Genomic DNA, 11,275 nt, shown 5'->3' on the forward strand with positions numbered 1-11,275 from the left:
AGGGCCGGCCCAGCAGACAGGGCCGGCCCAGCAGACAGGGCCGGCCCAGCAGACAGGGCCGGCCCAGCAGACAGGGCTGGACCAGCAGACAGGGCCGGCCCAGCAGACAGGAAGAGTGCAGGGATGAACCAGCGCTTGACGTGGCGGGATTGGGCGGTCGCCGGGGTGCGGATCGTGTTCGGCATCATCTGGGCGGTCGACGCCTGGCTGAAGTGGCAGCCCGGATTCCGCGCGACCTTTCTGCCGAACATGATCAGCACCGCGGCCGCGGAGCCGCACTGGCTTAACTGGTGGTTCGATGTCGTCCTGGCGCTGGAGCGCCCCGCGCCGGCGCTGTTCGCCTACATCGGCGCGGTGACTGAGACGTTGCTCGCCATCGTGTTGGTCCTCGGGCTCGCCCGTCGCCTCGCCTTCGCCGGCGGCGCGCTCTACAGCCTCGCGATCTGGTGCACGGCCGACGGTTTCGGCGCGCCGTACGGTCCGGGGGCCACCGACATCGGGCCGGGCATCGTCTACGCGATGGTGTTCGTCACCCTGCTGGTGATGCTCGAGCACGGCCACAGCAGCCATCTCGCCGTGGACGCCGCGATCGCGCCCCGCGTCCCGTGGTGGTCCCTGCTCTCCGGACCGTTGAACCGCGACAGCGTACCGTCGCGGCCATGACGACAACCAAGGACAACCCGGCGGCCCACACCGAGGAGAACACCGGCCAGTTCGTCGAACGGATGGGCGGCGCGATCGACGGCGCCTGCCTGGCGGTGCTGGCCAGCATCGGCCACCAGACCGGCCTGTTCGACGTCCTCGCCGGCCTCCCGCCGGCGACCAGCGCCCAGATCGCCGACGCCGCCGGCCTGCACGAACGCTATGTGCGCGAATGGCTGGGCGGCGCCGCCGCCGGCGGCATCGTCGACTACGAGGCCACCGAGGCGACGTACTTTCTGCCGCGCCACCGCGCCGCCGTGCTGACCCGGGCCGCGGGCAGCAAAAACCTGGCCCGGATGGCCACCATGATCCCGATGATGGGCGAGGTGGAACAGAAGATCATCGGTTGTTTCCGGAACGGCGGCGGGCTGCCCTACAGCGAATACCCGCGGTTTCACGCGATGATGGCCGAGGAAAGCGGCGCGGTGTTCGACGCGGCCCTGGTCGACGTGATCCTGCCGCTGGTCGAGGGGCTGCCGCAGCGGTTGCGCACTGGCGCCGACGTGGCCGATTTCGCCTGCGGCAGCGGGCATGCCATCAATGTGATGGCCCAGGCGTTTCCGGCGAGCCGGTTCACCGGGGTGGACTTTTCCGAGGAGGGTGTCGCCGCCGCCACCGCGGAGGCCAAGCGGCTGGGTTTGCCGAACGCCACCTTCGAGCGCCGCGACCTGGCCGAGCTCGACCTCGCTGGCGCCTACGACGTGATCACGGTGTTCGACGCGATCCACGACCAGGCCAATCCCGCGCAGGTGCTGGCCAACATCCACCGGGCGTTGCGGCCCGGCGGGGTGTTCCTGATGGTCGACATCAAGGCGTCGAGCCGACTGGAAGACAACATCGGCGTTCCGTTCGCCCCGTTCATGTACACGATTTCGACGATGCACTGCATGACCGTGTCGCTGGCATACGGCGGCGCCGGGCTGGGCACGGTGTGGGGGCAGCAGTTGGCCACCGCGATGCTCGCCGACGCCGGGTTCGCCGACGTGGCGACGGCGGAGATCGAGGACGATCCGCTCAACGTCTACTACATCGCCCGCACATAGATCGCCCGGGGCCGCAGACAACCTCAGGACCGTGTCCTGATTTGTGGGATACGTGTCGTAGACGCCACGCCGGTGCATCGCCGACACTGAACGAATGGCGCGATCGGTGCTGTTCCTGGGCTATCCCGGCGTCCAGGGACTGGATGTGGTCGGGCCGTTCGAGGTGTTCGCGGCCGCGTCCACCTACCTGGCCACCAAGAGCCGCGACGGATACCAGCCGGTGCTGGCAACCCTCCACGGGCAACCGGCGACCACGGCAACCGGTCTGACGTTCGCCGCGACCACGCTGCCCGATCCCCGGCAGCCGGTGGACACCGTGGTGTTGCCCGGCGGGCGCGGCGTGCACGCGGCACGCCAGGACCCTCAGATCATCGCGTGGATCCAGGCCGTCGCGAAAAGCGCCCGCCGCGTCGCCAGCGTCTGCACCGGCACCTTCCTGGCCGCGCAGGCCGGCCTGCTCGACGGCTGCACGGCCACCACGCACTGGGCGTCCGCCGACCGGCTGGCACGCGAGTTCCCGTCGATCACCGTCGACCCGGAGCCGATCTTCGTGCGCAGTTCGGCCACCGTGTGGACGGCGGCCGGTGTCACCGCGGGCATCGACCTCGCGCTGTCGCTGGTCGAGGACGACCACGGCACCGACGTCGCCCAGACGGTGGCCCGCTGGCTGGTGCTGTATCTGCGCCGCCCCGGCGGGCAGACCCAGTTCGCCGCCCCGGTGTGGATGCCTCGCGCCAGACGCGAACCGATCCGCGGCGTGCAGGACGTCATCGAGTCCGAACCCGGCGGCACCCACAGTGTTACCGAGCTGGGTTACCGAGCTGGGTTACCGAGCTGGGTTACCGAGCTGGCCCGCCGGGCCGGCATGAGCGCGCGGCACTTCACCCGGGTGTTCACCGACGAGGTCGGCGAACCGCCCGGGGCTTACGTCGAACGCATCCGCATCGACGCCGCGCGCCGCCAACTCGAGGAAACCGACGACACCGTCGTCGCGATCGCCGCGCGCTGCGGCTTCGGAAGCTCGGAAACCATGCGGCGCAACTTCGTTCGCCGCGTCGGCATCTCCCCGGACCAGTACCGCAAGACCTTCGCGTGACAAAAGAACCCATGCAGATCGCCACCGTGCTCTATCCCGGCTTCACCGCGCCGGGCTGCCGGCCGGCCGGCGCGCCACTGCGACCTATCCGGGCCCTGGACGGCGCCGAGCGCGGTGCCGCCCGCTCCCGGCGCACACGGGGGCTTGTAGCGTCCCCTGGGTGACCACTCTGGCTTACGACGACCGCGGCACCGGTGAGCCCGTGCTGTTCATCGCCGGCCGCGGCGGCACGGGACGCGGCTGGCACCTGCACCAGGTCCCGGCGTTCCTGGCGGCGGGCTATCGCGCCATCACGTTCGACAACCGCGGCATCGGAGCGACGCAGGACGAGAACGGCTTCACGACGGCGACCATGGTCGCCGACACCGCGGCGCTCATCGAGGACCGGGCTGCCGCGCCGGTGCGCATCGTGGCGATGTCGATGGGCGCGTTGATCGCCCAGGAGCTCATGGTGACCCGCCCCGATCTGGTCAGCCAGGCGGTGCTGATGGCCACCCGCGGCCGCCTGGACCACGCCCGCGAGTTCTTCCGTGCCACCGAGGCCGAGCTGGCCGACTCGGGCATCCGGTTGCCGCCAGCCTATGACGCGAAAATCCGCCTGCTGGAAAGTTTCTCACCGAGGACGCTGAACGACGACGCCGCCGTCGAGGACTGGATCGGCATGTTCACCGTGTGGCCCACCCCGGCCACCCCCGGACTGCGCTGCCAGCTGGATGTCTCCCCGTCGGGCAACCGGTTGCTCGCCTACCGCGGCATCACCGCGCCGGTGCTGGTGATCGGCTTCGCCGATGACCTGGTGACGCCGCCGCACCTGGGCCGGGAGGTCGCCGACGCCATTCCCGACGGCCGGTTCCTGCAGATCCCCGACGCGGGGCATCTCGGGTTCGTCGAGCGGCCGCAGGTCGTCAACGCCGCCGCGCTGCAGTTCTTCGCCGGCACCGCGGGCTGACCTCATCGATACGCTGTAGCTGTGAACCCTTCGACGGCACAGGCGCGCGTCGTCGTGGACGAGCTGATCCGCGGCGGGGTGCGCGACGTGGTGCTGTGTCCGGGGTCACGCAACGCCCCGCTGGCGTTCGCGCTGGACGACGCCGACCGGGCCGGGCGGCTGCGGCTGCACGTCCGCATCGACGAGCGCACCGCCGGCTATCTGGCGATCGGGCTGGCCATCTCCGCCGGCGCGCCGGTGTGTGTCGCGATGACGTCGGGCACCGCCGTGGCCAACCTGGGGCCGGCGGTGGTGGAGGCCAACTACGCGAGGGTGCCGCTGATCGTGCTGAGCGCCAACCGGCCCTACGAGCTGCTCGGCACCGGCGCCAACCAGACGATGGAGCAGCTGGGCTACTTCGGCACCCAGGTGCGTGCCACCATCAGCCTCGGGCTGGCCGAGGACGCGCCCGAGCGGATGGATGCGCTCAACGCGACCTGGCGGTCGGCCACGTGCCGGGTGCTCACGGCCGCCACCGGCGCCCGCACCGCCAACGCCGGGCCGGTGCAGTTCGACATCCCGCTGCGCGAACCGCTGGTGCCCGACCCCGAACCCGGCCCGACCCCGGCGGGCCGCCCGGACGGCACACCGTGGACCTACACCCCGCCGGTCACCTTCGACCAGCCGCTGGAGATCGACCTGAGCCGCGACACCGTCGTCGTCGCCGGTCACGGCGCCGGCAGCCACCCGAACCTGGCGGCGCTGCCGACCGTTGCCGAGCCGACAGCGCCGGCTCCGTCTTCTGGGATGTCTTCTGGGATCAACCCGCTGCACCCCCTGGCGCTGCCGCTGCTGCACCCGCAGCAGGTCATCATGCTGGGCCGCCCCACCCTGCACCGCCCGGTCTCGGCGCTGCTGGCCGACGCGAAAGTCCCGGTGTACGCGCTGACCACCGGCCCGCGCTGGCCTGACGTGTCGGGCAACTCGCGGGCCAACGGCACCCGGGCGATCACCACCGGTCAGCCCAACCCGGCCTGGCTGCGGCGGTGCCGAGAGCTCAACGCCCACGCGCTGGCGGCGGTCCGCTCGCAGCTCGACGCCCACCCGCTGACCACCGGTCTGCACGTGGCCGCCGCCGTCGCCGACGCGCTGCGGCCCGGCGACCAGCTGGTGCTGGGCGCCTCCAACCCGGTGCGCGACGCCGCGCTGGTCGGGCTCGGGGCCGCGGAGCATCACAAAGACGTCACAGTGCGCTCCAACCGCGGCGTGGCCGGCATCGACGGGACAGTGTCCACAGCGATCGGCGCGGCGCTGGCGCACGACCGCACCGGGGGCCGCACCGTCGCGCTGATCGGAGACCTCACCTTCGTGCACGACAGCTCGGGCCTGCTGATCGGCCCCACCGAGCCGACACCGCGGCAGCTGACCATCGTGGTGTCCAACGACAACGGCGGCGGCATATTCGAGCTGCTCGAACAGGGCGACCCGCGGTTCGCCGACGTGTCATCGCGTATCTTCGGCACCCCGCACGACGTCGACGTCGGCGCGCTGTGCCGCGCCTATCACGTCGAGAGCCGCCAGATCGAGGTCGACGAGCTGGGCGTCGCCCTGGCCGAACCGGGCAACGGGATGCGGGTGCTGGAGGTCAAAGCCGACCGGTCGTCGCTGCGGCAGCTGCACGCCGCCATCAAGGCCGCCCTGTGATATCGCCGAAAGCTCTGGCGCGCATCCTCATTCACGGTCGCAGCGACGACGCACCCGACATCCTGGCGCGGCGCGTGCTGCGGTGGGCGCGGATCGGCGTGCTGATCGCGGTCGGCTTGCTCACCCTGCAGTCGGTGCTGCTGGTGGCCGGTGCCTGGCGCAACGACCTCTCGATCCAGCACGACATGGGCGTCGCGCAGGCCGAGGTGCTCAGCGCCGGACCGCGGCGCTCCACCGTCGAGTTCGTCACGCCGGATCGGGTCACCTACCGTCCCGAGCTCGGGGTGCTCTACCCCTCCGAATTAGCGGCGGGCATGCGCATTTACGTCGAATACGACACCAGGAACCCGAATCTTGTTCGGGTGCAACATCGCAACGCCAGGTTGGCGATCATCCCGGCTGGGTCCATCGCGGTGGTCGGCTGGCTGGCCGGCGGGGTGGCGCTGGTGGGTCTGGCGCTGCTGGACAAGCGCCTGGACCGTCGCGTCGACGTGAACAGCGTGTCGAGCCAGACCGGGTCGTGACGGTCGACGGTCGGATTTCGCACCCCGTATGCCCGTCGGCAACCTTATCGACAGGCGTCGCTGAGACACTACTTTTGTGCGTGTCGCGATCGTCGCGGAGTCCTTTCTCCCGGAGGTCAACGGGGTCAGCAACTCGGTGATCCGGGTGCTCGAGCAGCTGCGCCGCACCGGTCACGAAGCGCTCGTGATCGCGCCGGACACCCCGCCCGGAGCTCCTCGCGCCGCGCGGACTCACGACGGCGTCCGGGTGCACCGGGTCCCGTCGCGGATGTTCCCGAAGGTGACGTCGCTGCCGCTGGGTGTGCCGCTGCCGCGGCTGGCCGGTGTGCTGCGTGGATTCGGGCCCGACGTGGTGCATCTGGCGTCCCCGGCGATGCTCGGCTACGGCGGGCTGCGGGTCGCGCGCCACCTGGGTGTGCCGACGGTGGCGGTCTTCCAGACCGACGTCGCCGGTTTCGCCGCCAGCTACGGCATTCCGATGGCGTCGCGGGCGGCGTGGGCGTGGCTGCGGCATCTGCACCGGCTGGCCGACCGCACCCTGGCGCCGTCGACGTGGGCGATGGAAGTCCTTGCCGCGCAGCGAATCCCACGGGTGTATCACTGGGCGCGCGGGGTCGACGTGGCGGGGTTCGCGCCGTCGGCGCGGGACGCGGCGCTGCGGCGGCGCTGGTCGCCGGACGGCAGGCCGATCGTGGGCTACGTCGGCAGGCTGGCTCCGGAGAAGCACGTCGGCCGACTCGCGGTGCTGGCGCGCGACCACCGGATCCAGCTGGTGATCGTCGGCGACGGGATCGAGCGCCGCAGGCTGCACGCCGCGATGCCGGCCGCGGTGTTCACCGGGGCGCTCTACGGCCGCGACCTGGCGGCGGCGTACGCCAGCATGGATGTCTTCGTGCACCCCGGTGAGCACGAGACGTTCTGCCAGACGGTGCAGGAAGCGCTGGCGTCGGGGCTGCCGGTGATCGCTCCCGACGCCGGCGGTCCGCGCGATCTGGTGACGCCGTACCGCACCGGCCTGTTGCTGGGGGTCGACGAGTTCGAGGCGCGCCTGTCGACGGCCGTCGCGCATCTGGTCGAGGAGCGGCGCCGCTATGCGCCGGCCGCCCGGCGCAGCGTGCTGCACCGCAGCTGGCCGGCGATCTGCGACGAGCTGCTCGGCCACTACGAAGCCGTGCGGGGTAGCCGGCGGGCCACGGCCGCGTAACCCGGTAGCGTCGGCGTGGTGAGCCGCGCGGCGCTGGACAAGAACCCCCGGGATGTCGCGTCGATGTTCGACGGCGTCGCCCGCCGCTACGACGTGACCAACACCGTGCTGTCGCTGGGCCGTGACCGGCACTGGCGGCGCGCCACCCGGGCGGCGCTGCGGATCGCCGCCGGTGAGAAGGTGCTGGATCTGGCGGCGGGTACCGCCGTGTCGACCGTGGAGCTGGCCCGCTCCGGCGCGTGGTGCGTCGCGGCGGACTTCTCGGTCGGGATGCTCGCGGCCGGCGGCGCCCGGCCGGTGCCCAAGGTCGCCGGGGACGCCACGCGGCTTCCGTTCGGCGACGCCGTGTTCGACGCGGTCACCATCAGCTTCGGGCTGCGTAATGTCGCCGACCGGGCCGCGGCGCTGCGCGAGATGGCCCGGGTCACCAGGCCGGGCGGCCGGTTGGTGGTGTGCGAGTTCGCCACCCCCACCTCCACGCTGTTCGCCACGATCTACAAGGAGTACCTGATGCGGGCGTTGCCGCGGGTGGCGCGCGCGGTGTCGAGCAATCCCGAGGCCTATGTCTACCTGGCCGAGTCGATTCGGGCCTGGCCCGACCAAGCGGAGCTGGCCGGTCAGATCGCCGGCGCGGGATGGTCGGCGGTGCGCTGGCGCAACCTGACCGGCGGCATCGTCGCGCTGCACGCCGCCGATAAGCCCGCGTCGGCTGCGTAGCTTTTGTCCGCTCTGCCTTCAATTTCGCGGCCAAAACCCAAACACTCGACGCACGAGTCGCTCAGCTGAACGGCCTGCGCCGGTCAGCCAGCCGGGACAGCGCCCCGGCGCCACGCCACGCCCGCGCCACCGCGTCCGCGTCGTCGTCGGTGACCAGGTTGCCCATCACCCGCACGGCGACGCCCATCAACCTCGTCGAGCGCATCGCAAGCGGCCCGGCCGACGGCAGAAACCGCGGAAACGTCAGCAGCAGCGCCAGCCGGCGCGCCACCGAGAACCCACGCCCGTAGCGCGACTGCAGTATGTGCGGCCATGCCCGGGACAGGTCACCGGAGCCCAGCAATTCGGCGGCCAGCCGCCCGGTTTCCAGGCCGTAGTCGATGCCCTCGCCGTTGAGCGGGTTGACGCAGGCCGCGGCGTCGCCGATCAGCATCCAATTCGGTCCGGCCACCCCGGACACCGCGCCGCCCATCGGCAGCAGCGCCGACGACACCGCCCGCGGGTGGCCGGCAAAGCCCCACTCGTCGCGGTGCAGGTCGCTGTAGAACGCCATCAGCGGCCGAAGCGCCAGGTCGGCGGGCCGTTTGGCGGTCGACAGCGCGCCCACCCCGATGTTCACCTCGCCGTTTCCCAGCGGGAAGATCCAGCCGTAGCCGGGCAGCACCGCGCCGTCGGGGGAGCGCAGCTCCAGGTGCGACGTCAGCCACGGCTCGTTGCTGCGCGGCGTGGCCAGGTACCCGCGGGCGGCGATGCCGTACACGGTGTCCTGATGCCACCGCCGGCCCAGCACCCGGCCCAGCGGCGAGCGGGCACCGTCGGCGACGATCAGTTCCCGGCAGCGCACCCCGGTCCCGTCGGCGAGCACCACCGACTCCGCCATCGACTTTGAATCATGATGGGCAACAACGGCTGTCACGCCGAGCAGCATTCGGGCACCGGCTTCCTCGGCGACTTTGCGCACCCGGTCGTCGAGCTCGGTGCGCGCCACCGCGCTGCCGGTGGACGGGAACGACGGGCCGGGCCAGTCCACTTCCACCGAGCCGCCGAAGCCGCTCATCCGCAAACCCCGGTGCCGGATCCGGGTGTCCAGCCACTCACCCAGCCCCAGCCCCTCCAGCTCGGCGACCGCCCGCGGGGTCAGCCCGTCGCCGCAGGCCTTGTCACGGGGGAAGCTCGCCGCGTCGATCACCAGCACGTCGCGACCCGCGCGGGCGGCCCACGCCGCCGCCGCCGATCCGGCCGGCCCGGCGCCCACGACCACCACGTCGGCGCTGAGTCCCATGCTCACCAGTATGTTGGTCGGGTGAGGACTCCGACGACCGTGGTGGCAGGACTAAATTTCAGCCACTTCGGCGACGCCGCGTTCGCCGCCAGCGTGCGCGACGGCGTCGACCGCGTCGAGCAGCTGATTCAGACCGAGCTGCGCGGCGCCGACGCCCTGATGACCGAGGCGGTGCTGCACCTGTTCGAGGCCGGCGGGAAACGTTTCCGGCCGTTGTTCACGGTGCTGGCGGCGCAGCTGGGCCCGCGGCCCGACGCCCGCGAGGTCACCGTCGCCGGCGCGGTCATCGAGCTGGTGCACCTGGCGACGCTCTACCACGACGACGTGATGGACGAGGCGCGGGTTCGCCGCGGCGCGCAGAGCGCCAACGCGCGGTGGGGCAACAACGTCGCGATCCTGGCCGGTGACTATCTGTTCGCGACGGCCTCGCGGCTGGTGTCGCTGCTGGGTCCCGACGCGGTGCGGGTCATCGCCGAGACGTTCGCGCAGCTGGTGACCGGGCAGATGCGGGAGACCCGCGGAGCGGCCAACGGCGTCGACCCGGTCGAGCACTATCTGAAGGTGGTGCACGAGAAGACGGCGTGCCTGATCGGCGCGGCGGGCCAGTTCGGCGCGACGTTTTCCGGCGCCGACGACGATCAGGTGCGCCGGCTGAGCCGCCTGGGCGCCATCGTCGGCACGGCGTTTCAGATCTCCGATGACATCATCGACATCGACAGCGATCCTCACGAGTCCGGCAAGCTGCCCGGCACCGACCTGCGCGAGGGTGTGCACACCCTGCCGGTGCTCTACGCGCTGCGCGAAACCGGGCCGGATGCCGATCGGCTGCGCGTCCTGCTGGCCGGCCCGGTCGACGACGAGGCCGCCCTGACCGAGGCGCTGACGCTGCTGCGGTCGTCGGCCGGGATGGCCAAAGCCAAGGACACCGTGGCCCGCTATGCCGGGCAGGCGAGCGACGAGCTGGCTGCGCTGCCCGACCTCCCGGGCCGCCGGGCGTTGGCCACCCTGGTCGACTACACCATCAACCGGCATGGTTAAAGGGAACCCGGCCGGTCGGCAGGAGCGTTTAATCGGCAGTGGCCGGGGTCTCTAGGAGGAAGCTGATGACGTGGCATCCGCATCACAACACGCTCAAGACGTTCACGCTGTTGGTCGCCATGTCGGCGCTGATCGTGTTCGTCGGCGGCTTGTTCGGCAGGACGGCGCTGTGGATGTCGGTGTTGTTCGCCGTCGGCATGAACGTCTACACGTATTTCAACAGCGACAAGCTGGCGTTGCGGGCTATGCACTCTCTGCCGGTCTCCGAAGTGCAGGCGCCGGCGATGTACCGGATCGTGCGGGAGCTGGCCACCGGCGCGCACCAGCCGATGCCGCGGCTGTTCATCAGCGACACGGCCGCCCCGAACGCGTTCGCCACCGGGCGCAACCCGCGCAACGCCGCGGTGTGCTGCACCACCGGGATCCTGCAGATCCTTGACGAGCGCGAGCTGCGCGCCGTGCTCGGCCATGAGCTCTCACACGTCTACAACCGCGACATTCTGATTTCTTGCGTGGCCGGTGCGCTCGCCTCGGTGATCACCGCGCTGGCCAATATTGCCGTGTTCGCCGGAATGGCGGGCGGGGGCAACCGGCAGGGCGGGAATCCCGCTGCGCTGCTGCTGGTTTCGCTGTTAGGCCCGATCGCCGCGACGGTGGTGCGGATGGCGGTGTCACGCTCGCGGGAGTATCAGGCCGACGAGTCCGGCGCGATGCTGACCGGCGACCCGCTGGCGTTGGCGTCGGCGCTGCGCAAGATTTCCAGCGGCGTGCAGGCCGCGCCGCTGCCGCCCGAGCCGCAGCTGGCCAGCCAGGCGCACCTGATGATCGCGAACCCGTTCCGCTCGGGCGAGCGGATCGGATCGTTGTTCTCCACCCATCCGCCGATCTCCGACCGTATTCGCCGGCTGGAGGCGATGGCGGGCCGGTAGGTTCCTCGGCGGCGACCCGCTGCGCCCGGCTGTGCCGCGCTGGCGATCGCCGCGGTGCCGATGGCGGCGACCCGCTGCGCCCGGCTGTGCCGCGCTGGCGATCGCCGC

General features: G+C 71.4%; 11 protein-coding genes. 10 read left to right on the forward strand and 1 reads right to left on the reverse strand.

The features are described from left to right. The first annotated feature begins 123 nt into the window (after positions 1–123). From ABDW21_RS05260 to ABDW21_RS05295, 8 genes are all read left to right on the forward strand, one after another. Positions 124–663, forward strand: a complete 540-nt coding sequence (locus ABDW21_RS05260) for a DoxX family protein (protein ID WP_343600505.1) — start codon at positions 124–126, stop codon at positions 661–663. A 62-nt stretch (positions 664–725) separates the two neighbouring features. Further along, on the forward strand, positions 726–1,745 hold the full coding sequence (locus ABDW21_RS05265; RefSeq protein WP_343600525.1) for a class I SAM-dependent methyltransferase: 1,020 nt from the start codon (positions 726–728) through the stop codon (positions 1,743–1,745). Positions 1,746–1,839: 94 nt separating this feature from the next. Continuing rightward, entirely contained in the window at positions 1,840–2,841 is a 1,002-nt protein-coding gene (locus ABDW21_RS05270; RefSeq protein ID WP_343710156.1) for a helix-turn-helix domain-containing protein, read from the forward strand. Between the two features lie 160 nt (positions 2,842–3,001). Continuing rightward, positions 3,002–3,790 (forward strand): alpha/beta hydrolase, encoded by a 789-nt coding sequence (locus ABDW21_RS05275; protein WP_343710157.1) that lies wholly within the window; start codon positions 3,002–3,004, stop codon positions 3,788–3,790. A gap of 21 nt (positions 3,791–3,811) precedes the next feature. Next, positions 3,812–5,473 carry a 2-succinyl-5-enolpyruvyl-6-hydroxy-3-cyclohexene-1-carboxylic-acid synthase gene (gene menD / locus ABDW21_RS05280; RefSeq protein WP_343710158.1) on the forward strand — a complete coding sequence of 554 codons (1,662 nt, stop codon included), beginning with the start codon at positions 3,812–3,814 and terminating at the stop codon, positions 5,471–5,473. Further along, positions 5,470–5,997 carry a DUF3592 domain-containing protein gene (locus ABDW21_RS05285; RefSeq protein ID WP_343710159.1) on the forward strand — a complete coding sequence of 176 codons (528 nt, stop codon included), beginning with the start codon at positions 5,470–5,472 and terminating at the stop codon, positions 5,995–5,997. Before menD ends, ABDW21_RS05285 begins: the two co-directional genes overlap by 4 nt. Positions 5,998–6,073: 76 nt before the next feature. Further along, the gene (locus tag ABDW21_RS05290) at positions 6,074–7,201 is read left to right on the forward strand and encodes a glycosyltransferase family 1 protein (RefSeq protein WP_343600510.1); all 1,128 of its coding nucleotides are present in this window, start codon (positions 6,074–6,076) and stop codon (positions 7,199–7,201) included. An 18-nt stretch (positions 7,202–7,219) separates the two neighbouring features. Next, complete coding sequence (locus ABDW21_RS05295; RefSeq protein WP_343600511.1) at positions 7,220–7,918, forward strand: demethylmenaquinone methyltransferase; 699 nt, start codon at positions 7,220–7,222, stop codon at positions 7,916–7,918. A 61-nt stretch (positions 7,919–7,979) separates the two neighbouring features. Here ABDW21_RS05295 and menJ read toward each other — a convergent pair whose 3' ends face one another. Continuing rightward, positions 7,980–9,206 carry a menaquinone reductase gene (menJ, locus tag ABDW21_RS05300; protein WP_343710160.1) on the reverse strand — a complete coding sequence of 409 codons (1,227 nt, stop codon included), beginning with the start codon at positions 9,204–9,206 and terminating at the stop codon, positions 7,980–7,982. Positions 9,207–9,221: 15 nt separating this feature from the next. Between menJ and grcC1 the strand changes: the two genes are divergently transcribed. Together grcC1 and htpX are read left to right on the forward strand one after the other, a co-directional pair. Beyond that, positions 9,222–10,238, forward strand: coding sequence for a nonaprenyl/(2E,6E)-farnesyl/geranylgeranyl diphosphat synthase (gene grcC1, locus ABDW21_RS05305; RefSeq protein WP_343600513.1), 1,017 nt, complete (start codon positions 9,222–9,224; stop codon positions 10,236–10,238). A gap of 65 nt (positions 10,239–10,303) precedes the next feature. Further along, on the forward strand, positions 10,304–11,167 hold the full coding sequence (gene htpX, locus ABDW21_RS05310) for a zinc metalloprotease HtpX (protein ID WP_343600514.1): 864 nt from the start codon (positions 10,304–10,306) through the stop codon (positions 11,165–11,167). The last annotated feature ends 108 nt before the right edge of the window (positions 11,168–11,275 follow it).

The organism is Mycobacterium sp. (genome assembly GCF_039583805.1).
Taxonomy (GTDB): Bacteria; Actinomycetota; Actinomycetes; order Mycobacteriales; family Mycobacteriaceae; genus Mycobacterium.